At 68.9% G+C, this 25,697-nt stretch carries 23 protein-coding genes; 12 read left to right on the top strand and 11 right to left on the bottom strand.

Going from position 1 to position 25,697, the window contains the following annotated elements; all coding sequences use genetic code 11:
* Positions 1–140: 140 nt before the first annotated feature.
* Entirely contained in the window at positions 141–1,892 is a 1,752-nt protein-coding gene (locus GT355_RS05295) for a LolA family protein (RefSeq protein WP_160133647.1), read from the bottom strand.
* Positions 1,893–2,166: 274 nt separating this feature from the next.
* Between GT355_RS05295 and GT355_RS05290 the strand changes: the two genes are divergently transcribed.
* A complete protein-coding gene (locus GT355_RS05290; protein WP_160133646.1) occupies positions 2,167–2,652 on the top strand; it encodes a DUF8163 family membrane protein in 486 nt (161 codons plus the stop codon).
* Positions 2,653–2,683: 31 nt separating this feature from the next.
* A complete protein-coding gene (locus GT355_RS05285; protein ID WP_160134003.1) occupies positions 2,684–3,529 on the top strand; it encodes a DUF7982 domain-containing protein in 846 nt (281 codons plus the stop codon).
* 6 nt (positions 3,530–3,535) lie between these two features.
* Here the strand turns inward: GT355_RS05285 and GT355_RS05280 are convergent, their stop codons facing one another.
* Genes GT355_RS05280 through GT355_RS05270 form a run of 3 tightly spaced genes read right to left on the bottom strand, consistent with a single transcriptional unit; the run spans position 3,536 to position 5,862 of the window.
* Positions 3,536–4,528: an AAA family ATPase gene (locus GT355_RS05280; protein WP_160133645.1), complete on the bottom strand. Its 993-nt coding sequence runs from the start codon at positions 4,526–4,528 to the stop codon at positions 3,536–3,538.
* A 3-nt stretch (positions 4,529–4,531) separates the two neighbouring features.
* The gene (locus GT355_RS05275) at positions 4,532–5,587 is read right to left on the bottom strand and encodes a DUF4350 domain-containing protein (protein ID WP_160133644.1); all 1,056 of its coding nucleotides are present in this window, start codon (positions 5,585–5,587) and stop codon (positions 4,532–4,534) included.
* Positions 5,587–5,862 (bottom strand): DUF8044 family membrane protein, encoded by a 276-nt coding sequence (locus GT355_RS05270; RefSeq protein WP_160133643.1) that lies wholly within the window; start codon positions 5,860–5,862, stop codon positions 5,587–5,589. Before GT355_RS05270 ends, GT355_RS05275 begins: the two co-directional genes overlap by 1 nt.
* Before the next feature lie 172 nt (positions 5,863–6,034).
* Between GT355_RS05270 and GT355_RS05265 the strand changes: the two genes are divergently transcribed.
* The gene (locus tag GT355_RS05265; RefSeq protein ID WP_160133642.1) at positions 6,035–7,033 is read left to right on the top strand and encodes a formylglycine-generating enzyme family protein; all 999 of its coding nucleotides are present in this window, start codon (positions 6,035–6,037) and stop codon (positions 7,031–7,033) included.
* Here GT355_RS05265 and GT355_RS05260 read toward each other — a convergent pair whose 3' ends face one another.
* A complete protein-coding gene (locus tag GT355_RS05260; RefSeq protein ID WP_160133641.1) occupies positions 7,034–7,642 on the bottom strand; it encodes a hypothetical protein in 609 nt (202 codons plus the stop codon).
* Between the two features lie 233 nt (positions 7,643–7,875).
* Here GT355_RS05260 and GT355_RS05255 point away from each other — a divergent pair, with 233 nt between their 5' ends.
* The 4 genes from GT355_RS05255 (at position 7,876) to GT355_RS05240 (ending at position 12,664) form a co-directional block, all read left to right on the top strand.
* On the top strand, positions 7,876–9,576 hold the full coding sequence (locus GT355_RS05255; protein ID WP_160133640.1) for a helicase HerA domain-containing protein: 1,701 nt from the start codon (positions 7,876–7,878) through the stop codon (positions 9,574–9,576).
* Positions 9,577–9,589: 13 nt separating this feature from the next.
* Complete coding sequence (locus GT355_RS05250; RefSeq protein ID WP_160133639.1) at positions 9,590–9,964, top strand: hypothetical protein; 375 nt, start codon at positions 9,590–9,592, stop codon at positions 9,962–9,964.
* 37 nt (positions 9,965–10,001) lie between these two features.
* Positions 10,002–11,651: a hypothetical protein gene (locus tag GT355_RS05245; protein WP_160133638.1), complete on the top strand. Its 1,650-nt coding sequence runs from the start codon at positions 10,002–10,004 to the stop codon at positions 11,649–11,651.
* Positions 11,652–11,725: 74 nt separating this feature from the next.
* A complete protein-coding gene (locus GT355_RS05240) occupies positions 11,726–12,664 on the top strand; it encodes an acetamidase/formamidase family protein (RefSeq protein ID WP_160133637.1) in 939 nt (312 codons plus the stop codon).
* A 41-nt stretch (positions 12,665–12,705) separates the two neighbouring features.
* Here GT355_RS05240 and GT355_RS05235 read toward each other — a convergent pair whose 3' ends face one another.
* Positions 12,706–13,863: a glutathione-independent formaldehyde dehydrogenase gene (locus GT355_RS05235; protein ID WP_160134002.1), complete on the bottom strand. Its 1,158-nt coding sequence runs from the start codon at positions 13,861–13,863 to the stop codon at positions 12,706–12,708.
* Between the two features lie 125 nt (positions 13,864–13,988).
* Here GT355_RS05235 and GT355_RS05230 point away from each other — a divergent pair, with 125 nt between their 5' ends.
* On the top strand, positions 13,989–15,794 hold the full coding sequence (locus GT355_RS05230) for a formate/nitrite transporter family protein (protein ID WP_160133636.1): 1,806 nt from the start codon (positions 13,989–13,991) through the stop codon (positions 15,792–15,794).
* A gap of 83 nt (positions 15,795–15,877) precedes the next feature.
* Here GT355_RS05230 and GT355_RS05225 read toward each other — a convergent pair whose 3' ends face one another.
* Complete coding sequence (locus tag GT355_RS05225; RefSeq protein ID WP_160133635.1) at positions 15,878–16,057, bottom strand: DUF7576 family protein; 180 nt, start codon at positions 16,055–16,057, stop codon at positions 15,878–15,880.
* A gap of 129 nt (positions 16,058–16,186) precedes the next feature.
* On the opposite strand from GT355_RS05225, the gene GT355_RS05220 reads away from it, so the two are divergent.
* Complete coding sequence (locus GT355_RS05220) at positions 16,187–16,900, top strand: ferredoxin--NADP reductase (protein ID WP_160133634.1); 714 nt, start codon at positions 16,187–16,189, stop codon at positions 16,898–16,900.
* An 18-nt stretch (positions 16,901–16,918) separates the two neighbouring features.
* On the opposite strand, the gene glmU is transcribed toward GT355_RS05220, so the two are convergent.
* Entirely contained in the window at positions 16,919–18,100 is a 1,182-nt protein-coding gene (gene glmU, locus GT355_RS05215; protein WP_160133633.1) for a bifunctional sugar-1-phosphate nucleotidylyltransferase/acetyltransferase, read from the bottom strand.
* Between the two features lie 186 nt (positions 18,101–18,286).
* On the opposite strand from glmU, the gene GT355_RS05210 reads away from it, so the two are divergent.
* From GT355_RS05210 to GT355_RS05200, 3 genes are read left to right on the top strand one after another with little or no spacing between them, the layout of a single operon-like run.
* Positions 18,287–19,078, top strand: a complete 792-nt coding sequence (locus tag GT355_RS05210) for a QueT transporter family protein (protein WP_240145720.1) — start codon at positions 18,287–18,289, stop codon at positions 19,076–19,078.
* 42 nt (positions 19,079–19,120) lie between these two features.
* On the top strand, positions 19,121–21,001 hold the full coding sequence (locus GT355_RS05205; protein WP_160133632.1) for an ABC transporter ATP-binding protein: 1,881 nt from the start codon (positions 19,121–19,123) through the stop codon (positions 20,999–21,001).
* Positions 20,998–21,783, top strand: a complete 786-nt coding sequence (locus GT355_RS05200; protein WP_160133631.1) for an energy-coupling factor transporter transmembrane component T family protein — start codon at positions 20,998–21,000, stop codon at positions 21,781–21,783. The genes GT355_RS05205 and GT355_RS05200 overlap by 4 nt, the downstream gene beginning before the upstream one ends.
* Positions 21,784–21,824: 41 nt before the next feature.
* Here the strand turns inward: GT355_RS05200 and tbsP are convergent, their stop codons facing one another.
* From tbsP to folP, 3 genes are all read right to left on the bottom strand, one after another.
* The gene (gene tbsP / locus GT355_RS05195) at positions 21,825–22,655 is read right to left on the bottom strand and encodes a transcriptional regulator TbsP (protein WP_160133630.1); all 831 of its coding nucleotides are present in this window, start codon (positions 22,653–22,655) and stop codon (positions 21,825–21,827) included.
* Positions 22,656–22,743: 88 nt separating this feature from the next.
* Complete coding sequence (locus tag GT355_RS05190) at positions 22,744–23,148, bottom strand: VOC family protein (protein WP_120071002.1); 405 nt, start codon at positions 23,146–23,148, stop codon at positions 22,744–22,746.
* Between the two features lie 67 nt (positions 23,149–23,215).
* Positions 23,216–25,666, bottom strand: coding sequence for a dihydropteroate synthase (folP, locus tag GT355_RS05185; RefSeq protein WP_160133629.1), 2,451 nt, complete (start codon positions 25,664–25,666; stop codon positions 23,216–23,218).
* Positions 25,667–25,697 lie beyond the last annotated feature (31 nt).

The following is a 25,697-nucleotide window of genomic DNA, read 5'->3' as shown; positions in this document are numbered from 1 at the left end:
CGAACGGCGCACGAAGCGAGAGCGGTCGTTCATCCGAAACGGTGTGTGAGAAACGTGCGAGCAGAACGTGGTTCGAGCGATCCCGACCGAAATCCGATGTATCCCCTCGAAACGTTCGGTTCGTCCGATTCGGTTCGTGACTACGAGTCCACACCCGACTCGCAGGCGTCGCCGTCGTCGTCACCGTCGAGCTGGTTCGGGTCGCTCGGATTGTTCTCGAGGTTCTGCTGTGCGGCTTCCTGGCTCGGGAAATCGTCACAGTTGAGGTCGTCGCCCGAAGCATCACTCGCCGCTGCGGCGCTTGCTGTCGCCGTCGCGGTTTCGGTCGTCGTCGCGGTTTCGGTCGCCGTTGCAGTGTCGGTCGCCGCCGCCGTATCGGTCGCTGTCGCGGTTTCGGTCGCCGTCGCCGTGTCCGTTGCACTCGACGTCGGCGTCTCCGTCTCCATCGTTTCGGTTGCCGTCGCCGTCGTCTCGGCTGCCGCCGTCGTCTCCGTTTCGGTCGCTGTCGCCGTGGTCGTCACCGTCGAGTCCTCCGTACTCTCGTCGGGGAGGTCGACGGTCAGCGTGTGGGTTCCCGACTCGAAGGTCTCGGTGTCGCTGTCGACGAACACCTGGTCGGCCTCGGTCTGGGGGCTCCAGCCGGGGCCGGGCTTCTCGTAGCTCGCGAGGGTGAGGTCGATCGGCTCGCCCTCGCTGACGGTGAAGGTGATCGTCGCGGTGTCGTCCTCGACCGCGATGTCCTCGCTCTCGATCCGGTCGGCCACCGTTTCGTCGGTCACGAACTCGCCGTCGGAGACGCGCGTGACGCCCGAATCGGTGTTGCCGTGCGCGAAGCGGACCAGTCTATCGGGGGTGTAGTAGCCCTCGTCGCTCCGGAGTTCCTCGATCGGCTCGCCCGTCACGAAGTCCACCTGGTAGTACGTCGCGTTCTGGGGCATCGGCCGCTCCTCGACCGGCGTCACGTCGCCGTCGGCGAGGTCGAAGGTGGCGTTCGGGATGCCCGCGTTGACCGCGAGGTCGCTCACGAGGAACGAGGTGTTGATCGTGGTCGTCTCACCCTCGGTCGTGAGGGTGACGTTCGAGACGCCCTTCACCGGCACGCTCGACGCCCGGTCGAGGTAGACGGTCGCCGAGGCGGTGTAGCCGAGCGACTCGTTCTCGCTCTCGATGGCGACCACGTCGGTCGTGTAGCCGTCGACCATCTCGGTCCCCTCGTAGGTCACGTCGCTGTCGGCCAGCATCGCCGAGGGGTCACCCATCCCCATCGCGCTCGCGTTCATGCCCATCGCGTCGGCCTGCGAGACGCCGCCCGCCGCTCCACCCATCGTGCTCGCCGGCGAGACGTCACCGGTGAGCTCCGCGGCCGGGATCGCCGTCGTGGTGTCGGTCGCGGGGTCGTAGTACATCACCGCGGTGCCGTTCGAGGCCACGATGGTGCCGGCCTGGGCCTCGGGTTCGAGGACGTCGAGCCGGAACATATCGGGTGCCTTGTACGAGACGTTCGCGCTCGCGTTGTAGGACTGGCTCCCGGCGTCGTTCGAGACTACAGTCTCGCTCTCGACCGTCGCGCTCAGGTCGTGGAGCCCCTCGTAGGACGTCCGTGCGTCCTGATAGACGTCGAGCAACGTCCGGTCACCGTCTCCGGACGCCGTCCCAGTCGCCGTGCCGGCTGCGGTGGCGGTTTCGGTCGCCGTGTCAGAGGCGGTTGCGGTCGTTTCGTTGGCGGTTTCGGTCACCGTCGACTCGACCTGTGCGTTCGCGCCGTTCGATACGTCCGCCTGTGGGCTCGCCGCGTTCGCGACCTGGTCGCCGCCGAACAAGGAGACCCCCGAGGCCGGAACCGCGACGGTGAGCAGACCGAGCGCGACCACTATCGCGCCCAGCTGCTTCATTGATATCATCAGTTGTTTTATCTACTATAACCTCTATAAAACTTCGGGTCGGGAGAAAAGAACGAACGATGTATCCCGGGAGAACGCTCCGGGGATGTGTCGTCGAACGATCGATCCGACCGACGTTCCGGTCGGCTCCGCCGCTCGTGTCGGGTGTTCGACCCCGAACGCGGCCCGTTTTTCGTAACGGGAAGGGCAAAAAATAAGCCGTCCTGGGTGGATTCGAACACGTGAACCGCTCCGCTTCCCAGCGACCGTTCCGGGAGCCCGTGAAGTGAGTGCTACCGTTCGCGCCACCGGGGTCGATCGCCACCCGCGCGTACGGCGATCACTCGCCGCGCTCGGGGTGCTCGTCGCGACGGCGACGACGGTTCTGTTGGTCGGTCCTCTCGGGCTGCTCGTCGCGGTCGCGGTTGGTGCGGGGCAGTACCTGTTCGGCACGGCGGTCGCGTTCGCGCTCGGACAGGTCGTGCTCGTCGGCCTGCTTCCGTTCGACGGCCCCGTGACCGACTTCGCCCTCGCCGAAGCCGGGTTGTGTCTCGTCCTCGTTTCCGGGCTCGTCGACCACGCGGAGCCGGTACGTTCGGTCGTGGCGACGCTCGTCGCGGGCGTCGCCGTCGGCGGCTTGACGTGGCTGGTCTTCCGCACGACGGACTCGGTCCCGCTCACGGGCGGCGCGTTCGTCGCCGGGCTCGCACTGGTCCTCTACGCGGCCCACCGGTACGAACGGGTTCGACTGGGGTTGGTCGAGCGTGAGTGAGACCGTCGCACGGCCGGACGATGAAGAGCCGATGGAGCGGGAGCCGTCCCCGGACGACGACCGCACGGCGCGGATCGAGGTGTTGCGCGAGGAGAACCAGCGCCTCCGCGAGGAGTACGCGCGGGCCCGTCGAACCCAGTACCGTCGGACGGCGCTCGCGCTAGCGGCGGTCGGGCTGGTCGCGGCGCTCGGCGGCGTGCTCTTTCCGAACACCCGAACCGTGCTGTTCGCGCTCGGCGGGACGGGACTGTTCGCCGCCGCGCTCACCTACTACCTCACGCCGGAGCAGTTCGTCTCGGCGACCGTCGGCGAGGGGGTCTACAGCGCGTTCGCGACGACCGAAGCCGCGCTCGTCGACGAACTCGGGCTTCAGGACGACCGGGTCTACCTCCCGGGTCCCGAGACCGTCGAGGGGAGTTCGATACGGCTGTTCGTCCCCCAGCACGCCGAGTACCGGCCGCCGGATCCGATGGCCCTCGGGTCGGTGTTCGTCATCGACGACGAGGCGGCTCGCGGGCTGAGCCTCCATCCGAGCGGCGGGCCGCTGTTCGAGGAGTTCCGCCGGGCGCTCTCGACGGCGCTCCCCGCCGACGCCGACCGTCTGGCCGACCGTCTCGCCGACGGGCTCGTCGAGGAGTTCGAGTTGGTGCGGAGCACGACGCGCGACGTCTCCGGGGAATCCGACGGGGAGGGCGGGAACGTGACGATCGGGATCGACGGGAGCGCGTACGGCGCGGTCGACCGGATGGACCACCCCGTAGCGTCGTTTCTCGGCGTCGGGTTCGCGGAGGGGCTCGACAGACCGGTGTCGGTCACCGTCCGGTCGGTCGAGGACGACCGCGCCGACTACCTCGTGACGTGCTCGTGGGACGACTGACGGCGCTTATTCCTGTTTCCCGCCGTCGCTCACCGCGGCCTGTGGCTCGGCCACGTCCTCGCCGGGTGGTTCGGTCTCGGCGGCGATGGTGTCGAGCACGTCCGCGACCGAGACGTCGCTGAGCGAGGCGTCGGTGCTCAACACCAACCGGTGGACGAGGATCGGTTCGATGAGGGCCTTCACGTCGTCGGGGATGACGTAGTCGCGACCGGTGATGGCCGCGCGGGCCTTCGCGGTGTTGAGGAAGGCGAGGCTCGCCCGGGGCGACGCGCCGTACTCGACGTGCGGGTTCTCGTGGGTCGCGCCCACGACGTCGAGGATGTACTCCTTCACCGTCCCGTCGACGTAGACCTCGGCCACCGTCTCGCGGGCGTCGAGGAGCTCCTCGGCCGTGACGACCTGTTCGATCCGGTCGGGGCCGAGCGTCGGGTCGGTGTCGAACCGATCGAGGAGCTCCCGGCCTTCGGTCTTCGTCGGGAGGTCCGCCGTGAGCTTGAACTGGAAGCGGTCGCGCTGGGCCTCGGGGAGCTCGAAGGTCCCCTCCATCTCGATGGGGTTCTGGGTCGCGATCAACATGAACGGCTCCGGCAGCGCGAGGGTCTCGCCGTCGATCGTGACCTGGCGCTCCTGCATGGCTTCGAGCAGCGCGCTCTGGGTCTTCGGCGTCGCGCGGTTGATCTCGTCGGCCACAACGAGGTTCGCGAAGACGGGTCCGCGCTGGAGCTCGAACTCGCCGGTCGACTCCCGATAGATGTGGGTGCCGGTGATGTCGGCCGGGAGCACGTCCGGGGTGAGCTGGACCCGGTTGTGTCCCAGCCCGCTTGCCCGAGCGAACAGCCGGGCGACGGTGGTCTTCGCGACGCCCGGCACCCCTTCGAGCAGCACGTGCCCGCGGGTCAGGAGGGCGATCGTCATCCCCTCGACGAGCTCCTCCTTGCCGATGAGCACCGACTCCATCTCGTCGTGGAGGGCGGTGTAAATCTCGTCCGGTTCGGTCATTGGTTAGTCCTCATCCCGCCGGCTCATAATCCCTCGTATCACCCGGTCGACCCGCTCGTCGTCCCACTCCGGATGCCGGCTCCGGACGAACGACGAGAGTTCGTCGGCGTCCAGGGTCGGGTCCGGGGCCGGCTCGCTCCCGAATCGATCGGTGAGCCGCCGAAGCGCCCTCGGGGGACGGGTCCAGAGCCCGAGAACGCCGAGACAGAGGCTCCCGAGCAGCAGTTGAAGGAGTGGCGCGTCCCGAACGACGAGCAGCGCCACCGAGAGCGGCGGCAGCCGACCGGCGTGGGAGTAGTCCAACAGGACCCGGTCGTGGTCGGCGAACAGCGACCGAACGAACGCCCGGTTGTCGGACCGATCGAGCATCGCGTTGATGAACAGGCTCGGGTCGCCGACCACGACCACTCGGCCCGCTCCGACCGACTCGGTCGTCGCCACCGGATAGCTCCCCACCGGGTCGCTGTCGTCGAGTTCGTCGTTGGCGTTGGTGTCGAGATACGCCACGCTGGACGAACTCGCGAGCACCGTCGCGCCGTCGGGGTCGACGCCGGTGCCGTGGTTGAGCGTGAGGCTGTCGACGCCCGCCAGCAGACCCACGTTCGAGACGTTCCGCGCGACCGGCAGCGCCGGCGAGCGGTAGTTGTAGCGTTCGTCGCGAAGCGTGTCGCCCTCCACGCGTGCGCTCGCGCCCAGCCGGGCGAGCAGCGGGTTCGAGTGCGGTCCGACGTCCTCGGCGACGACGAGGGTGCCGCCGCGCCGGACGAACGCCCGAAGACGGTCGGTGTCGGTGGGGCCGTAGCCGGTCTCCGGCGAGAGCACGACCGCGACGGAGCCGTTCGCCGGCCCGCTCGAGTACTGACTGGTGTTCCTGACGATCTCGCCCTCGGCCCCGACGGCTCGAGCTTCGTCCTGGAGCTGCGAGGCCCCGTCCCAGCCTTGGTTGAACGACCCGAACGCCGCGCTCGACGTGGTCGCCGCGAGGACGAGGCCGACGGCGACGACGACCGTGAGCCCGACGAGCACGACCTGGGGATAGGTGAAATCCGGCCGATCCATCAGACCACACCCTGGGGGAGGATGGCGAGCACCCGTCGGATCACGACGTAGGCGAAGACGACGAGCCCGGCGAGGATAACCCACCGGAGGCGGGCCCGCCAGCGCGGCGTCACAGCGAACGGGGCGGTGAGCTCGACCACGACGAGAAAGCCGATGAGCGAGAGGACGAAGAAGAGCTCCAGCGAGAGCGCGCCCAGCAGCGACAGGCAGACCACCGTCGCGAGCATCCAGGCGGTCTGCCCGTAGACGAAGCGCTGTCGCCGCTGGGTTGCCATGGTACCGTCTCCCGGTCGCCGTCCTTCAACCTACCGACTCGCGGACTCATTTATCCCGTTCGGTCGCCCGACGAAACCCCTCTCGTCGGACCTGAGGTCGGTTCGCGAGTGCGCTCGGACGAGTCGGCGGACGGACCGTAACCCCTTCACTCCGACGGCGCGAGGAGCGGCCATGGCACGGGACGACCGGACGTGCTGTGCGGCCTCACGTGACCCGGAGCGGTCATCGCGAGAGCGACCCTCGGCGGCCGATCGGGACGGAGTCGAACGAACCGCCCCGGCGACGGCCGACGACGAGCGCACGAGGCGAATGGTCCGCCTCGACGGCGGTCGGTTCACGATGGGCACCGACGACGAGGTCGGCTTCCCCGAGGACGGCGAGGGGCCGGCACGCGAGGTGGCGCTCGACCCGTTCTACGTCGACCGGTTCGCCGTGACGAACGCCGAGTTCCTCCGGTTCGTTCGCGAGACGGGGTACACCACCGAGGCCGAGCGGTTCGGCTGGTCGTTCGTCTTCGAGGACTTCGTCGCAGCCGCCGACGAGTCACACGTGATGCAGTCGGTGGCGGCAGCGCCGTGGTGGGTCGCCGTCGAGGGCGCGACCTGGCTCCGACCCGAGGGGCCGAGTTCGAGCGTGGTCGGAGACGACCGGTTGAAACAGCCCATCGCGCACGTCTCGTGGAACGACGCCCAAGCGTACGCCGAGTGGGCCGGCAAGCGCCTCCCGACGGAGGCCGAGTGGGAGTACGCCGCACGCGGCGGGTTGGAGGGCAAGCGGTACCCGTGGGGTGACGAACTCCGGCCCGACGGCGAGCACCGCTGCAACATCTGGCAGGGCGACTTCCCGACGCACAACACCGGCGACGACGGCTACCTCGGTCCCGCACCCGTGACCGCCTACGAACCGAACGGGTTCGGGCTCTCCAACGTCTCCGGCAACGTCTGGGAGTGGTGTGCCGACTGGTTCAGCCCGGACTACCACACGACCGAGGCGTACTCCCGGACGAACCCGACGGGTCCGCCCGACGGCGATTCACGGGTGATGCGGGGCGGGTCGTACCTCTGCCACCGCTCGTGGTGCAACCGCTACCGGGTCGCGGCGCGCTCGCAGAACACGCCCGACAGCTCGACCGGGAACATCGGCTTCCGGTGTGTGGTCGACGTCGCCTGATCAGTCCGGTGAGGACCGTCTCGCGAGCGACGACCGGATGCGCTCGTAGACCGCGGGGTTGGTCTCGGCCGCGTACGCCGGGAAGCTGTCGTTCGTGATCCCGTGGAACGGCGAGGTGCTGGTGAACGCGACGACCGGGCGGATCGTCTCGGGGTCCGGCAGCCGAAAACAGATGTTGGCGACGACCCGGTCGACCTCGTCTAGTCGCGAGACGTCGTTCGCGACGCACTGGGCGTACATCTCGGCGTTCTCGACGAGGTGCCGAGCGGTGAGCGCGGTCGGGAGGAAACAGAGCTCGAAGTGCACCTCGTCGGGAACCGGGTGGTCGGTGCCGGGGTAGAAGTGGCCGCGCATCCGGTTGAACTGCCGGACGATCTCGTTCGCGCCGGTCGCGTGGCGCACCGCGGACTCGGATTTGACCTCGTAGAGGTGGCCGCTCGACCTCCCGGTGGTCTGATAGAGGTCGACGACGCCCCGGTCGCCGTAGTGGTTGTAGTGTTCCTCGGGGTAGAGCTTCGTCTCGACGTCCCGCTCGCCACGCGAACGAGCGGCCCGCTCGCTTCGTTTGTGGTGGCGGATCAGCGCGTTCGTGAGCTCGTCCTCGTTCATCGTGGGCGGGGGTCGGTCGGCGGCTACGCGCCGTCCGCACTTATACCTGCGCGGTACGGAGACGAACGGTCGTGCCCACGTCGCCGTGTTTTCCGGTCGACCCGGTGGGGTCGGCCCGTCCGCTAGGATTTTGTGTCTGCCGGTTGCAGAACCGGTACGAATGGGGAGTCGAGCCGCACCCGGACCGGGTGAGACGCACGGAGCACTGGACCGCCTCCGACGAGGGGTGACGAATGGCGAGTGAGACGACGGAGACGGTCACGCTCGACGCCGACGGCGAGGTTCGGATCCCGACGATCGAGCTCCTCACCGGTCGGGGGTTCGTCACGGGAAAGAGCGGCGGCGGGAAGTCGAACACCGCGAGCGTGGTCGCCGAGGAGCTCCTCGACGACGGCCACCCGCTCATGATCGTCGACACCGATGGCGAATATTACGGATTGAAGGAGCGCTACGAGGTCCTCCACGCGGGGGGCGACGACGAGTGCGACGTCCAGGTCGGCACCGAACACGCCGACAAGCTCGCCGAGCTCGCGCTCGACGGCGGCGTCCCGGTGATCCTCGACGTCTCGGCCTACCTCGACGACGGCGGCCACGACATCGTTCGCGCGACCGTCGAGGCGCTGTTCCGACGCGAACAGGAGGCCCGACGGCCGTTCCTCTTACTGGTGGAGGAGGTCCACGAGTTCATCCCGGAATCGGGAGGACTCACCGAGGCCGGGAAGATGCTCGTCCGGGTGGCCAAACGCGGCCGCAAGCGCGGCCTCGGTTTCTGTGGGATCTCCCAGCGCCCGGCGAACGTCAAGAAGGACGTGATCACCCAGTGTGACTGGCTCTGCTGGCACCGCCTCACCTGGAACAACGACACCGCCGTCGTGGGGCGCGTCCTCGACAACCAGGCCGCGGAAGCGGTACAGAACCTCGCAGACGGCGAGGCGATCCTCGTCACCGACTGGGACGGCACCCGCCGCCGGGTGCAGGTCCGCCGGAAACGGACCTTCGACGCGGGCTCGACACCGGGGCTCGGCGACGTCGACCGCCCGGAACTCAAGTCGATCGGCGAGGGGCTGCTCGGCGACCTCACCGAGATATCGGACCAGAAGCGCGAGCACGAGAACCGCCTCGCCAAACTGGAAGCCGACCTCGAACGCAAGAACGAGCGCATCGCGGAGCTCGAACGCGAGCTCGCCCGGGCGCGTGACCTCAGCGAGATGGCCCAGCAGTTCACCCGCGCATTGACCGGTGACGGTGTACCGTCAGCGAATCGGCGACCCGGCTCGGACGACGAACCGACGCACCACGAACTCGGCGACTTCGAGGCGAACGACGAGGTTTCGGATAGTAGCACCGACGCCGCCAGCTCCGACGCCACAGCCGACACCACTTCCAGCGACGACGCCGACGACACGACCACCACTGCCGACATCGCCGGGACGGTCGACGCCGACAACGCCCTCGATACCGACGAGGGTAGCGAGGTCCAAGCGACCGACGAAACCGCCGACGGACCGGCCTCCGAGACGGGCGAGGCCGACCCGATCAGGGTCGCCGACGACCCCGGTGGCCCCGGCGGGTCGGACCCTGATCCAGCGGACGAGCCGTCCTCCGCCGACCTGCTCGAGATGGACATCGTTCGCCACGAGATCGCGCGAACCGAGGACCACTCGCGAGCGTCGCCAGCGTACGCGAAGGGGATCGTCGCCACGCTCATCGACGCGGACGGCCCGGTGAGCCAGCGCACGCTCCTCGACCGACTCGGGGCGTCGAGCACGGACGAGATCACCACGGTGGCGACCACGCTCGAATCGATGCGAACCGTCCGGAAGGAACACACCGACGAGGGGCTGATGGTCGAGGTGGACCCGGCCGGCGTTCGGGAGCTCCGCGAGACGAGCCTCGGGCGCGAACGGACCCGAAGCTTGGCCGACGGGTTCTGAGACGGACGTTTCCGTGGCGCTTCTCGATACTGTACTCATCGTTCTGGTCGCCACGCTGGTCGGCGGGGTGGGGATCTACGCCGGGGTTCGCCTGCTCGTCGATAACGCGATCGAGCCCGTCGACGGACTGCTACTTGCGCTGGCCGGCGCGGTGGCTTGGGGTGCGGTGAGCCTGTTCCTCGCGTCCACCCCGGTCCTCGGTCCGGTGCTGGCGCTCCTCGTCTGGGTCGTGCTCGTCGCGGTTCGCTACCCGTGTGGCTGGCCGGCCGCGAGCGCGCTCGGGTTCGTGGTCTGGCTCCCTCCGGTCGGACTCCTCTATTTCCTCGGCACCCTCGGTCTGGTCTCGTTCGCCGCGGTCGGCGTCCCCGTCGTCCACTTCGGGGGATAACGCTCATCACGCCGCGGGTCCCCAGCAGTATCATATCGTGGAGGAGCCGTCGTCGGACTTCGAGTGCACCAAGCGGGGATTCCTGCGCGCGGGGCTCGGCGTCGGCGCGGGGAGTGCGCTGTCCCGTCCCGTAGCGGCCCGACCGCCCGCCGGTCCCGACTCGGTGGCCGTCACGAACGGCGCTCGACCCCATCGTGGGAGATTCGAGACGCCGGGATCACCCTCCAGGGCCGCCTACCGCGCGCTCGCAACGGTCGAACGCCAGGTCACCCAGCGCTCGGGGTCGTCCGGGTTCGACCGGACGGTGAACGCGGTCGAGTACCTCGGGCTCGGGTCGAACGGCCCCCTGAACGAGGCGCTCGAACGCGCCGACGCCAGTGGCGACCTGGACGGGGTTCGATTGAAGTTTCCCGCCGGTACCTACCGGATCGCGGGCGACGTCAGCATCTCGCCCGCCGGACCGTTCGGTATCGTCGGCCCGCGGGCGGTCTTCCGGGTCGACTCCGGGGTTCGATGCGAGCTGAACGTTCACACCGATTCGCGCGGCCTGTTCGAGGGGGTCACGATCGACCAGCGCGCCGACCGGGCCGCGGTCTCGCTGCTCCTCTCGACCGACGACCACCTCGACGCCCGCGGGCTCACGTTTCGCGGGCCGGCCGAGGCCATCGGCGACGACCAGCAGGCGCTGGTACGGCCCGTGGCGACGAACCGGGCGGCGAGCGTCCGGATCGAGAACCTCCGCGCGGTCGGCGGCACCAACGCGGGTTCGCACGCCTGGGTTCGGCCCGAATCCCCGCCACCGGGCCACGTCGCCGGCGGGGTGCCGGCTGCGTTCGTCGGCACGGCCAACAGGGGTGTGATCCAGTTCGTCGAACCCACCCTCCACGGTTGGGAGAACGGTCTCTACGCCTCCCGAACCCCCGGCGCGGTCCAGGTGGTCGGCGGCAGCTTCGTCAACAACAACAACACCGCCGTCCGGATCAGCGGCGCGGAATCGTTCTGCGACGGGGCGACCATCGTGCTCGACGCGAGCCGCTGGCCCGACGACCGGCCGGGTCGATTCACGATCGGCGAGATCCAGGGCGTGAGCGGCGTGCGGTCGGAGACCGGCCCGCTCAACAAGGAGGGCGCACGCTTTCGAAATCTCGACGTCCGGGCCAGAAATTTGGCGCGCTGTCCCGGTCTCGTCGTCTTCGAGGGGAGCGCGGGCACCGGCCGGCTGCACAACTGCCGACTGACGACCGACATCGACGGGACGCCGGCAGTCCGGATCGACGCACCCGGAACGGGGCCACACCGGGCGTCGACGGGGCCGCAGGCGATACGGATGGACCGGATCGAGATACGAGGGAGCGCGACGGACGGCCCGGCGGTCAGCGGGACCGACGCGCGGCCGAACTCCGTGCTCGCGGATAGCTGTGTCCGCCTCCCCGGCGCAGGGCCGGCGAGTATCGTCGGGGTGACCACCCGAAACGTCGGCTACGGCGCGGACTGTACCGCGAGCCAGGGTACCGACGAGCCGGTCGGAACTCCGTCGGCGGTCCCCGAGGTTCGGAACCTGACGGTCCAGCCACCCTCACCCGAACCGGGGCTCTCGGGGCTCGGCCTCCTCGTCGCCGCGGGCGCGCTCGTCTCGTTCGGCACCGCGACGCTCGTTCCCGCGCTCCGCGACCGCCTGCGGCGATGAGACCGGACTGGTCGGTCGGATCGGCATCGCGGTCCCGCCCGTAGGATGAAGACACCGGCGGCTGTCGTGTGGGTGTGAACCCCGATACCGTCGTTACCGACACGGACGAGAACATCCACTACACCTGGGACAACGGTCTCGACCCGGTCGCGACGGTCGCGGACGGCGCGGTCGTCCGGTTCGAGTGTCGCGACGCCGCCGACAACCAGCTCCCGCGGGACGCCACCGGTGCGGATATCGCCGCGATGGACTCGAAAGGCCACGCGCTCTCCGGTCCGATCGAGATCGAGGGAGCCGAGCCTGGCGACACCCTCGCGGTCGACCTCCTCGACTTCGAGCACCACGGCCACGGTGTCTCGTACTTCCCGCCCGGCGACAGCGGGGCCGGCCTCCTCTCCGAGGAGTTCCCCGAGCCGTTCTGCTACAACTGGGACTTGGAAGACGGAGTCGCTGCCTTCGAGAGCGGGATCGAGGTCCCGCTCGCGCCGTTTCCGGGGAACCTCGGCCTCGCGCCCGCGGAGCCGGGGTCACACTCGACGACCCCGCCGCGAAACGTCGGCGGCAACCTCGACGTCAAACATCTCACCGCCGGGAGCACGCTATTTCTCCCGGTCGAGGTCGCGGGCGGGCTGTTCTCGATCGGCGACTGCCACGCCGCCCAGGGCGACGGCGAGGTCTGCCTCACCGGTATCGAAGCGCCGATGGACGTCACCGCTCGCCTTCGATTGGTGGAACGCGACCTCACGGCCCCAGAGTTCGAGACCGAGGGGCCGTTCACGCCCTCGGGCCGGGACGAACCCGCTCACGCCACGGTCGGGATCAGCGACGACCTCATGGACGCCTGCCGGCTCGCGACCTCGCGGATGCTCGACCACCTCGAAGCCGAACGCGGGCTCACGCGCGAGCAGGCCTACGTCCTCGCCTCGGTCGCGGTCGACCTGAAGGTGAATCAAGTGGTCGACGCGCCGAACTGGACCGTCTCGGCCTACGTCGCGGACTCGCTGTTCCCGTAGCGGCCGCTCCGGAAGATCGTGGATAAAGGGTCGAGAGTTGGTTAGGGTTCGAGCAGGACCTTCGTGACGCCTTCCTCACGGTTGTCGAAGCGCTCGTACATCTCGGGAGCCTCGTCGAGGCCCACGCGGTGGGAGACGAGGAAACTCGGGTCGGCCCGGCCCTCGATGATAAGGTCGCGGAGCTGCCGGTTGTAGGATTTCACGTCACACTGGCCGGTTCCCAACTTTTGCCCTTTCTCGAACAGCAGGCCGAAGTCGATGCCGAGGCGGCCCTGAGCGGCCATGTCGTCCGGCGCGCCGGGGTCCTCGGGGACGTAGAGCCCGACGATGCCGAGCTGGCCGGTCGGGCGAACGGTTCTGATGAGGTTGTTGAGCACGTTCGCGGGGCTCTCGCGGGCGGGGTCGTAGGCGCTGTCGGCCTCCTTGTCCGGGTCCACCGCCTGATAGCCCACCGCGTCGACGCCCTTGTCGACGCCGCTACCGTGAATGTCCTTGATCTGCTCGACGGGGTCGCCCTCCTCGAAGTTGATCGGGGTGGCGTCGCAGTGGTCGCGTGCGAGGTCCAGTCGGCTCGGGACGCGGTCCACGGAGTAGATCTCCGAAGCCCCCTGGATCTTCGCGCTGTAGGCGGCCATCAATCCGACGGGACCCGCGCCGTAGATCACGACCGATTCCCCAGGCTGGAGGTCGGCGAGCCGGGTGCCGTGCCAGCCCGTCGGGAAGATGTCGGCGAGCAGCGCGAACGAATCCTCGTTGCTTCCCCCTTCGGGGAGTTTGAGCGCGTTGAAGTCGGCATAGGGTACCCGGAGCTTCTCCGCCTGCCCGCCCTTGTAGGGTCCCATCGCGACGTAGCCGTAGGCCCCGCCGGCGAAGCCGGGGTTGACGTTGGTACAGAACCCGGTCTTGCCGTTCTCGCAGTTGCGACAGTGGCCGCAGGCTACGTTGAACGGGAGGACGACGCGGTCGCCCTCTTCGAGGCTGGAGACGCCCTCGCCGACCTCCTCGACGATCCCCATGTTCTCGTGGCCGAAGACGATCCCCGGCTCGGCCGCGGTTCGCCCCTCGTACATGTGGAGGTCCGACCCACAGATACACGACGTCGTGATGTCGATCACGATGTCGTTGGGGTGTTCGAGTTCCGGTTCGTCGACGTCCTCGACCGCGACGTCGTGTGCGCCCTGGTAGACGACGGCTCTCATTGACATGTGTTGTGACTCCACCCATCCTTCGACGCGTGTGGTAATGTATTTTCCCCATGGTAAATCACCGCATTGAGGCCGGGGCGAACGCCAATGCTTAGTTCTCGCCGGAACACCCACCTGCAATGGCCAGTCGAGACGACCCCGGCGACGACGGGCAGGTTCGCGACGCGATCGACCGCTCGCGGAGCGGCGTGCCGGCGGCGGGGGCCGTGGTGCGCGACCGGTTCTCGGCCGACGAGGTCTTCCAGCGGATCATCGCCGCCGCCGACGAGGAGGTCACCTCGGGTCGGCGCGAGTTGTTTTTCAGCGGGCTCGCCGCGGGCTTCGCGATCACGATCACCTTCCTGCTCTACTCCTCGATGACGGCCGCGACCGACCACGACCCCGTCCTGAGCGCGCTGCTCTACCCGCTGGGATTCATCTACATCATCATCGGCGGCTACCAGCTCTACACCGAGAACACCCTCCCTCCCGTCGCGCTCACCCTCGAACGTCTCGTGAGCCTCCCCCGGCTCCTCCGTCACTGGACGATCGTACTCGCGGGGAACCTCACCGGCGGCGGGCTGGGCGCGGTCGCGCTGACGTGGGGCGGGGTGTTCTCGCCCGCGGCGACCCAGGCGGCGCTCGAACACGCCCAGCACGGCATCGACACGCCGGCCCCCGCGCTGTTCTCGAAGGCGGTCTTCGCCGGGCTGATCGTCGCGGGCGTGGTCTGGGTGGTCTACGCCTCGCGCGACACCATCTCCCGGCTCGTCGTGGTCTACCTCGCCTTCCTCGCGATACCCATGGGGAACCTCTTCCACGTCGTGGTCTCGTTCACCGAGATGCTCTATCTCGTGCTCGCGGGGAACCTCGAACTCGTCGCCGGGCTGACGCAGTTCGTGATCCCGGTGTTGCTCGGCAACACCGTCGGCGGGATCGTCCTGGTGACGGCGGTCAACTACTTCCAGACCTCCGCCGAGCGCCGCGACGCCGCTCGGTTCGAGGGCGCACAACGACAGCTCTCGGTCCGCGAGTGGCTGCTTGGCGGGTTGGCCGGTCGGTCGTACGTCTCGATGGTCGACACCAGCGCGACGGTCGCCGACGACGGGACCTACCGGGTGCTGGTGCCGATCGGCAACCCGCGAACCGAAGCGCCGGTGGTCGACCTCGCCTGCCGGCTCGCCAGCCGCCACGACGACGCGGTGGTTCACGTCGTCCACATCATCCAGACGCCCGACACCCCAGCGAGCTACCGGGTCGCCGACCGCGAGCGGATCGTCGCCAACTCGACCGAACGGATGGAACCGCTCCGCGAGCTCGCCGAGTCCTACGAGGTCGCGACCGAGACCTCGACCATCGTCTCACGGCGGTCGTTCGAGGAGGTGTTCGACGCCGCCGACCGGATGTGCGCCGACCTCGTGGTGATGGGCTGGGGCTCGGACCGGCCCTGGGCCGACGCCCGCACCGAGCGCCCGCTCGACGAGCTCACCCACTACCACGAGGCGGACTTCCTCGTGCTCAACGACCGCGGCACCGACGCCTCGCGGGTGCTGGTACCGGTCGGCAACGGTCCCTCCCCCGAGCTGAGCGCCGAGGTCGCGCGGGCTTACCGGTCGAGCAAGGGCTCCTCGGTCACACTGCTTCGCGTCGTCGACACGCCGGCCGACCGCGAGGCGGGCGAGGCGTTCCTCGACGAGTGGGCGACCGAGCACGACCTCGCGGACGCCGAGCGGGTGGTGGAGGCCGGCGACGTCGGCCCCGTGATCCGGCGGGTCGCCGCGGACCACTCGCTGTTGGTGCTGGGGGCGACCGAAGCGGGCGTCCTCTCGCGGCTCGTCTCGGACTCGCTCCGATTCGACGTCGTCGACGGGGTGTCGTGTTCGGTGGTGATCGCCGAACGCTCCACCGAACGGGGCCTCGTCGAACGTCTCATCGGTCGGCTGTAGCCCGCCCGTCCACGATGGTCCGGTCGGGATACGGCTGCGGTGTCGGCGGCGCGGTCGGGTCGAACGGGTGGTCCGGCGTTCGATTAGCCCTCGTACGCGGAGAGACAGTCCTCGTCGCAGAAGTGGGTGGTCACCACGGCTCCGTCCGCGACCTCGGTCGTCACACGGTGGGTCGGCTCGTTGAGGATCGTCTCGCCGCAGGTCGCACACGTCGGCGCGGTTTCTTCGGTGTCCTCGGCCACGTCGGAGACTGGGTCGACCATGGGCTATCGAGGGCGTCGGCCCGCATAACTCCACCACTTCGGGCCGGCGTGGTCGTGGAGGGATCGAGCGAACTCGGTCACGCGTACCGCAAGCCCGGGGCTTACAACGATACACGGCGAGGTGCTCCCATGTCGTTCGAGGCAACCATCACGTCGATCCATCGGATGACGCCCCGGGTGAAGCAGTTCGTCGTCGAGCGCGACGAGCCCTTCGAGTTCGAACCCGGCCAGCACACCAACGTCGAGTTCGAACAGGAGAATCCCGACGAGGACGAGGACGCGGAGGTCTCGCGACCATACACCGCGACCAACACGCCCGGCAACGACGCGATCACCCTCGCGATCAAGCGCTACGACGACGGCACCGCCTCGGTCTACATGCACGACCGCGACCCCGGCGACACCATCACGCTCGCCGAGTTCCACGGCGAGCTCTCGCTCCGGGACACCGACGAGGACGTCGTCTTCGTCTCGACGGGAACGGGGATCACCCCGATGATGGCGATGCTGAAACAGTATCTGGAGGAAGGGACTGGTGAAGCACACTTCCTCTACGGCGAGAAGAACCAGGAGAACCTCATGTACCGCGAGACGCTCGACCAGCTCGCGAGCGAACACGACAACCTCTCGCTCACCTTCTCGCTCTCCGACGAGGACTGGGACGGTCGCACCGGGCACGTCCAGGACCACGTCGAGGACGTGCTCGACGACCTCGACAGGCACTTCTACGTCTGTGGGGTGCCCCAGATGGTCGTCGACACCAAGGAGCACCTCGCCGACCTCGACGTGCCGGAGGACCAGGTCTTCTCGGAGGGCTGGGAGGACGGCGAGGTCGAGGACTGAGAGCGGTCGAACCCCGGTCTATCGGTCGCGGTCCACCGTCTCGTTGGGCATCGTCCGCGCCCCCGCCGAGAGCACCACACCCGGGTGGAGTGTGGTGTGAATGCCGGTTTTCGCGCCGTCGCCGACCACGACGCCGTACTTCCGTCGACCCGTGGAGACCCGGTCGCCCTTCACCGTCTGTTTCACGGGTTCGTCGTCGTGACGGAGGTTCGCTACTGTCGTACCAGCCCCGAAGTTGACCTCGCGGCCGAGCAGGCTGTCGCCGACGTAGGAGAGGTGGGGGACGTGGGTCTCGGCCATCACCACTGAGTTCTTGATCTCGACGGAGTGACCCACTCGAACGCGTTCGCCGAGCAGCGTCGCGCCGCGGACGTAGGCGTTCGGACCGACGTGGGCTCCCGACCGAATGATTGCCGGTCCCTCGACCACGACGCCGGGTTCGATCGCCGCGCCCTCCTCCACGACGACCGGCCCGCGGAGCTCCGCGCGCTCGCTGACGTCACCCTCGATGCGTCGCTCGATGTCGGCGAGCTTCCACTCGTTCGCCATCAGGAGCTCCCACGGTCGGCCGACCCCCATCCAGCGGTCGAGTGGGGTGTAGGAGACCTCGTACTCGGCAAACACCCTATCGAGCACGTCGGTGAGTTCGTACTCGCCGCGTGCGCTCTGCTCGACGTCGAGCCACTCGCGGGCCTCGCCGGGCAGCACGCACGCGCCCGCGCTCACGAGGTCCGTCTCGGGGTTCTCCGGTTTCTCGGTGACACCCACGACACGGTCGCCGTCGGTGTCGAGCACGCCGTAGTTCGAGGGGTTCTCGGCGCGGTAGGCCGCGATCCCGGGGCGCGAGGCGAACAGCGCCTCGATGCTCGCGGGGTCGTAGAGGTCGTCGCCGTAGAGCACCGCGAACTCGCCGTCGAGGTGTTCGCGCGCCGCCCGGACGGCGTGGGCGGTGCCCAGCTGCTCGTCCTGGGTGGCGTACGCGACGGGCACCCCGCGGTACTCCTCGCCGAAGTGCTCGCGCACGGCATCGGCCTCGTAGCCGACCACGAAGATCAGCTCGTCGGTGCCGGCCGCGACCGCGGCGTCGGCGGTGTGGGCGCACAGCGGGCGGTCGGCCACCGGGAGCATCGGTTTCGGGGTGTGGGCGGTGAGCGGTCGCATCCGGGTGCCTTCGCCGGCCGCGAGCACGATGGTCTGCATACCGCGGCCGACTCGCGGGCGGGAAATAGACCTACCGCTCCGTCGTCGGCGGGGAGCGCTCGGCCCGTCGTGGCCCACTAGGCACCCAGTGCTGTGTCGAATGTGACGGAATACGGCGCGAAAGCGATCAGGCATCCAAGCGAAAGCAAATATTTTAAGCGTAGCGTCTTCGAGGAGCGTCGTATAATGCGAGAAGCATTCACGATGTGGCGCGACACCCGAATGATCATGTTGGTCGCCGTGGTGGCGGCCGTCTACGCCGCGATCCTGATCCCCTTTAAGGCGTTTCAGCTCATCCCGGGGTTCGTCAGCGTTCGCCCCGCGAACGTGTTTCCGGTGATCTTCGGGCTGATGTTCGGCCCCGCGGCGGCGTGGGGGTCGGCGATCGGCAACCTGATCGGCGATATCTTCGGCGGGACGCTCTCGCCGGGGAGCATCTTCGGGTTCATCGGCAACTTCTTCTACGGGATGATCGGCTACAAGCTCTGGGGGAGCCTCGGGCCGCTATCGAGCGGCAACGAACCGGACTTCCGCACGAACACCGGCAAACAGCTCGCCGAGTACGTCGTCATCGCGGCGGTCGCCTCGGCGCTCACCGCGTCGACCATCGCGTGGGGGCTCGACACCCTCGGCCTCGCGCCCTTCCCGGCGATCAGCGTCTCGATCGGTATCAACAACTTCCTCACGTCGGCGATCCTCGGGCCGATCCTGCTCTTCCTGCTCTGGGGGCGGGTCAAGGACCTCGGTCTCCTCTACCCCGACGTGATGCGAAACGAGGACCTCCCGAACGTGAGCAGCTCGCGAACGCAGCTCGCCGCCGTCGGGTTCCTCGTCGTCGCGTTCGTCTGGATCGCGGTCGGGACGTTCGTCGCGTCCCCGGGCTCGACCGTCCAGCTGGTGCTCGGCGCGGTCGGGCTCGTTCTCGCGTTCGCCTTCGCGGCGATCTCGGGCGAACGACTCTCGTCGATCGTGAGCTAAAAAATTGCGTTTAACCGTGTGGGAAGCGAGCGAACCATAAGAATGGGAGAAGCGACCGACGAAACCGACCCCGCAGCCCGGCTCGAAGACGTGGTCTTCGCCTACGAGCAGGGCGTGGACCTGCCGGATGCCGCGACCTTCGCCGACGACTCGGCACCGGACCCCGACGAACGCGGCGGGCCGGTGCTCCGCGGGACGAGCCTCGACTTCGCCCCCGGCTCGTTCACCGTCGTGATGGGTGCGAGCGGCGGTGGGAAGTCAACCCTCCTCCGCACCCTCAACTCGATCATCCCCGACTTCATCACGGGCTCGTTCTCGGGCGACGTGACGGTGCTCGGTCGCGACGCCACCGAGGCTCGCGTCAGCGAGATGGCCGAGGTGGTCGGGATGGTGCTCCAGGACTACGAGGACCAGCTCTTCGGGACGAGCATCTCGGCGGAGGTGGCCTTCGGGCCGGAGAACCTCGCGGTCCCGCCGGAGGAGATCGGCGACCGCATCGAGCGCTCGCTCGACCTGATGGGCCTCGGGGACCTCGACCGCCGCCGCTCGCCCGACACCCTCTCGGGCGGGCAGAAACAGCGCCTCGTCTTCGCCGGCGTGATGGCGAACCACCCGGACCTCCTGCTCCTCGACGAACCCACGAGCGATCTCGACCCCGGCGGCAGTCGCGACACCCTCTCGGTGGTCCGTTCGCTCGCCGACCACGCGGGCGAGGCGGGCAGCCCGAGCGACATCGTGCTGGTGACCCACAAGATCGAGGAGGCGCTGCTCGCCGACCGGGCAGTGCTCCTCCGCGGCGGTCGGGTCTTCCGTCACGGCACCGCACGCGAGGTGTTCACCGACGCCGACGCGCTCCGCGAGGCACGTGTCGGCGTTCCCGCCGTCGTCGACGTCTTCGACCGGGTGGGCTGGCCGGACGAGAACCCGCTGACGGTCGAGGAGGCGGTCGAGTGCGTCGCCGGGAGGGACCTCGAATGGACCCCGCCCGCGACCCGCGACGGCTCGCTCCCGGGTGCGCCGGCCGGCACCGGCGGCTCCCTCGGCGACCCGGTCTTCGAGTTCGACGACCTCGTGCACACCTACGATACCGACCAGGGCGTCGTCCGGGCGGTCGACGGCGTGGACCTCACGGTCCGCGAGGGCGAGGTGGTCGCCATCGTCGGCCACAACGGCAGCGGGAAGACCACCCTCGCGAAACACTTCAACGGATTGCTCGCCCCGGATTCGGGGAGCGCGCGGTGGCGCGACCGCGACGTCTCCGCGCTCTCGATGGGCGAGGTCGGTCGGTCGGTGGGCTACGTCTTCCAGAACCCCGACCACCAGATCTTCGCGACCTCGGTGGCCGAGGAGGTCCGGTTCGGCCCGGAGAACTTCGGGCTGGAGGGCGAGGACCTCGACAGACGTGTCGAGCGGGCGATCGAGACCGTCGAACTCGACGGGTTGGAGGAGGCCGACCCGTTCAGCCTCTCGAAGGGCCAACGCCAGCGGGTCGCGCTCGCGAGCATCCTCGCCACCGACCCCGAGGTCATCGTCTTCGACGAACCCACGACGGGGCTCGACGCCGCACAGCAACGCCAGTTCCTCGACCTCGCGGCCCGGCTGAACCGCGAGGATGGGCTCACGCTGGTGATGGTGACCCACAGTATGGGTACGGTGGCACGGTACGCGCCCCGAACGGTGGTGATGGCCGACGGCGAGAAGGTCGCCGACCGCCCGACCCGTGAGCTGTTCGCCGACGTCGACGCGCTCGAACGCTGGGACCTCAAGTCCCCGCAACCGGTCGCGCTCTCGAACCGGCTCGCGGGGGAGGGCGACCTGCCGGCGCTCTCGGTCGACGAGGTGGTGGCCGGGCTCGGCGGCGAGAACGCGGTCTCGGCCGACAGCACGCCGCGGGGAACGGCGAACGACGGGGGCCTCGAATGAGCGGCTCGACCTCGCTCTACGTCGACAAACCCACGATGCTCCACCGGCTCAACGCCCGGTCGATGCTCGCGTTGCTGGTCGGCGTGCTCACGACCGCCTACGTCTTCGGGAACCCCGTCGTGGTCGCCGTCCCACTCGTCGCGCTGTTCGTCGCGCTGGTGTACGCCGGCGGGTGGCGCAACGTCAAGCGCCTCTCGTTCGTGATCGTCGCGGTGTTCCTCGTCGGGTTCGTGCTCTGGCCGGCGTTCACCCCACCCGGCGACACCGTCGTGCTCCAGACCCCGTGGTTCGCCGTCACGACCTACGAGCTCCTGTTCGCGCTCGGGCGGAGCGAACGCATCGTGGCGTTCATCCTCGGTGGGCTGCTGTTCATCACGACCACCTCGAACGAGGAGATCGTCACCGGGCTCCGGTCGCTGGGGCTCCCCTACGCCTTCTGTTTCGCGGTCGGGACCGCCCTCCGGCTGTTCCCGACCTTCCTCGGCGCGACCGGCACCGTCAGGCAGGCCCAGGCCGCCCGCGGCCACGAGGTGAGCGGGACGAACCCGATCGCCCGATTCCGGGCCTACATCCCGCTGATCGTCCCGGTGTTCATGACCGCGGTCCGGTCGGTCCAGACCCAGGCGATGGCGCTCGAAGCCCGTGGGTTCGACCCGCGACGTGACCGGACGTTCTACGACAAACCGGCGTTCGACACCGTCGACTGGGCGGTCGTCGTCGTCGGGCTCGTGCTGGTGGTCGGGTCGGTCTGGCTCTCGCTCCAGGGCTACGGCCAGGTCTGACGGCGTTCGAAGCGTATCGGACCGAACGAATCAATGCCTCTTCAGACGTCGGCGTCCGCGAGCAGCTCCTCGGCGGTCGCGACCAAGTCGGTGGCGTCGCGAAGGCGGTCGTCCCCGAGCAGGAGCCGGAGCCGTGGCCGACCCACGTCGATCGGGACCTTCTCGGTCTCTATCAGGCCGGCGTCCTCGAACTGGGTCTTCTTCCGTGAGAAGGTCGCGCGACTGGCGAGACCGACGCTCTCGCCCCACGTGCTGAGGTCGTAGAGGAGCACCTCGTTCTTCGCCGCGGCGAGCAGGCTGATGTCCACCTCGTCGAGACCGCCCGAGGCGTCGTCGTGGGCGAGCGAGGCGCGCATCCGCTCGAAGTCCGCCGTGGTCTCGGAGCCGAACTCCTCGTTCATGGTCTCGTGGACGCGCGAGAGCGGCGGGGTTCGGAGGCTGAACGGCTCGGCGTTCTCCCAGCACGCGGTGTACTCCTCCCGGGCGGTCGCGACGAACGTCTCGTCGTCGGTGCTCAGGATCGCACTCCGGTTCTCGGTCGAGACGACCGACACCACCTCGTCGTCGGTCAGCACGAGCGGGCCATCGAAGAGGTCCGCCGAGACGCTCAGCGAGACCACGTCGGCGGCGACGAAGTCCGCGAGGGTCGCCGCGTCCGTGAAGTCACGCACGAACGCCTTCAGCACCGACTCGGCCGCGAGCAGGCGTATCGTGGGCGGGTCGGTGCGGTCGTCGAGGGCGTCGAGGAGACCCTCGATGACCGCCGGCGACGGGCCGACCACGAGGATGTCATCCGAACGGCCGTCCAGCAGGGCGTGACAGACCTCGGTAACGTTTCTTTCGGTCCGGACCGACTGTGTTGCGAACGTCATCTACATAGGACAATGCGGGTTGCTATTGTAACGAATATCACTAGGTAGCTAGATCGTACGGGGAGGATCGGGACGGATTCAACCCGACTCAGTGGAGTTTGAGTTCGACCCGGCGGCCGTCGGGGTCGCGAACGTAGGCCGCCCAGTCGCGACCGTAGGCCCCGAGTCGTTCGTGGGGCTCGCCCGACTCGACCGTCACGCCCGCCTCGCGGAGCTCGTCGAGCAGCGTCGCCATCGCCTCGCGGGTGTCGGTTTCGTCGGATCGGAGCAACAGACAGACGTGCTCGCCGTCGACGTCGAAGGGCTCGTCGGTCGGCACGAGGTGGAGGTGCCGGCCGCCGGCGGCGACCGCCACGAACGGGACCTCGTCGCGTTCGAAGGCGTCCCGGTCCCGGACGGCGAGCCCGAGGCGGTCGTGGTAGAACGCGAGCGCGTCGTCGAGGTCGCCGACGCGGAGCGCGACGTGGTCGAGGTCGACGGGTTCGAAGGCCATGCTCGACGGTCGGGTCGGTGGTGGAAAGCGCTGTTGCCGCCCGCCGACGGCGCGCTCGTCGAGTGCTTCAATCGATGGTGAACGCGTCGGGGTCGTTCGCAGCCTCGCTGACCCGGACCGCCGCCACGGTCTCCGCGACGTCGTGGACCCGCAGGATGTCGGCCCCGCGTTCGGCGGCCACCGCGCTCGCCGCCACCGTCGCCTGGAGGCGCTCGTCGGCGTCGCGCCCCACGAGGTCGAACATCGACTTGTGGGAGTGGCCGAACAGTATCGGGCAGCCGAGCGCGCGGAACTCGCCGAGCCGACCGAGCACGGCGAAGCTTTCGGTTCTACTCTTCCCGAAACCGACCCCGGGGTCGACGATGACGTTCTCGCGGTCGATACCCGCCCGTTCGGCCACCAAGATCGTCTCGCGGAGCTCGCGGAGCGTGTCCGCGACCACGTCGTCGTAGTCGACTTCGGTACTGGGATCGACCGGCGCGTCGATGCTGTGCATCACCACCACCGGACAGTCGTACTCGGCCACCACGAACCGCATCTCGGGGTCGGCGAGCCCCGAGACGTCGTTCACGATGTCCGCGCCGGCGTCGAGCGCCGCGCGCGCCACCGACGCCTTCCGGGTGTCTATCGACACGAGAACGTCCCGGTCCGCGAGCCGCTCGATGACGGGCACGACTCGATCACGCTCGTCCGCGACCGGGACCTCGTCCGCACCGGGTCGCGTGCTCTCACCACCGACGTCGATGACGTCGACGTCGTTCGCCAGCATCTCCTCGGCGCGTGCGACGGCCCGCTCGGTGGTCTCGAACTCGCCGCCGTCGTGGAAGCTGTCGGGGGTGACGTTCAGAATGCCCATCACAGCCGTTCGGTCGTCCCACGGGTAGCCCCGGTCACGATCCCCGTCACCGAGCGAGAGCGCGTCGGCGATGCCCTCGGCCAGCGGTCCGAGGCCGTAGGGTTGGGCGTCGAGCTTCCGGGTGAGCCGCTTGAACTGCGCGAGGGTGCCCATCAGGAGGACGTCGAGGAACTCCTCGTCCTGGTCGTTGAGCCCCGATATCGCACACTCGCCACCGAGCGAGAGGAGCTCCTCCTTCAGGTACTGAGCCTGCCGCGGCCGAACGCGCGTCTTCAGGGTTCGGTGGACCGCCTTGCCGCGCATCCGGTAGATGCCGGGGTCGGTGACGTGGGTCTCCCGAAGCGCCCGTCGGGCGTCGGCCACGTCGTCGACAGCCTTTGGAACGTCGAGCCGGCTCCAGCGGGTTCTGGCCTCCCTGACCGTGTAGAGCGAGCCACAGACCAGTACGCAGTCGTCGGGGTCCGCCCGCCCGAGCGCGTTCGCGAGCGCGTCGGTGACGTCGCTGGTCGTCTCGACGTCGATCCCGGTGACGTCCTCGAAGACCGCCGCGAGCACCGCGTTGTCCTCGGCCCGGTCGACGTCGGGGCGGCAGGCCACGACGCTGTCGGGGGTCGGGAGCCCCTCGACCATCCCCCGGTGGTCCTTGTCCGCGAGCGCGCCGAAGACGAGGTGGAGGTCGTCGTAGTCGAACTCCGCCAACGTGCTCGCGAGCCGCTCGCACGCACCGGGGTTGTGGGCCCCGTCGAGCACCGCCAAGGGCTCGCGTTCCATGACCTCGAACCGGCCGGGCCAGTGGGCGGTGCGGAGCCCGCGTTCGATGGTGTCCGTCGAAAGGTCGACGTCGAGCGCCGACGAGACCTGTCTCGCGAGCAGCGTCGCGACGCCGGCGTTGTCGGCCTGGTGTGCGCCGACCAGTGGAATCGGGGTTTCGACGCGCCAGTCCGAACCGGAGAGCCGCACGCGTCCCTCGATCCCCGTTCGGCCGCCGTAGGACACCCCGACGGCCCCATCGTCGCCGACCCGAACCACCTCGTCGGCCTGTGCCTCGATCCCCGCGAGCGCGTCGCCGTCGGCGGCGGTCACGAGTCGGCCGTCGGCGGGTGCGACGTGGGCCAGGTCGCGCCCGATCGCCTCGACGGTGTCGCCGAGGACGTCGGTGTGTTCGAGCGTCACGCTGGTCACCGCGCTCACGAGGGGGTCGGTCACGCTGGTGGCGTCGTAGCGCCCGCCGATGCCGACCTCGAGGACCGCGACGTCGACCTCGTTTCGCGCGAACGCCCAGAGCGCGAGCCCCGTCACCGTCTCGAAGAAGGTGGGCGATGTCCCCGCGGCCGCGCGGTCGAGGACGTACGGCCGGACGGTCTCGACGTACTCCACGAGCGCGGCCTCGGTCAGCTGGCGGCCGTTCGTCCGGATCCGCTCGCGAACCGAATCGAGGTGGGGCGAGGTGTAGAGACCGACGTCGAGGCCCGCCTCGCGGAGGACCGACTCGGTCATCCTGGCGGTGCTCCCCTTGCCGTTCGAACCGGCGACCTGGACCACCGTCAGTCCCTCGTGGGGGTCGCCGAGGTGGTCGAGCAGGGACTCGGTGGCCGCGAGCCCCGGTCTCGGGGGGTAACGGCGAAGCCCGAAGAGGAAGTTCGCCGCGTCGTGGAACTCCATGTCCGAACCGCGTTCGACGCGGGTTTGAGGT

It is taken from the genome of Halococcus salsus (genome assembly GCF_009900715.1).
Classification (GTDB): domain Archaea; phylum Halobacteriota; class Halobacteria; order Halobacteriales; family Halococcaceae; genus Halococcus; species Halococcus salsus.
Note: the sequence above shows the minus strand (reverse complement) of the source record. Positions and strands in the feature narration are given on the sequence as shown.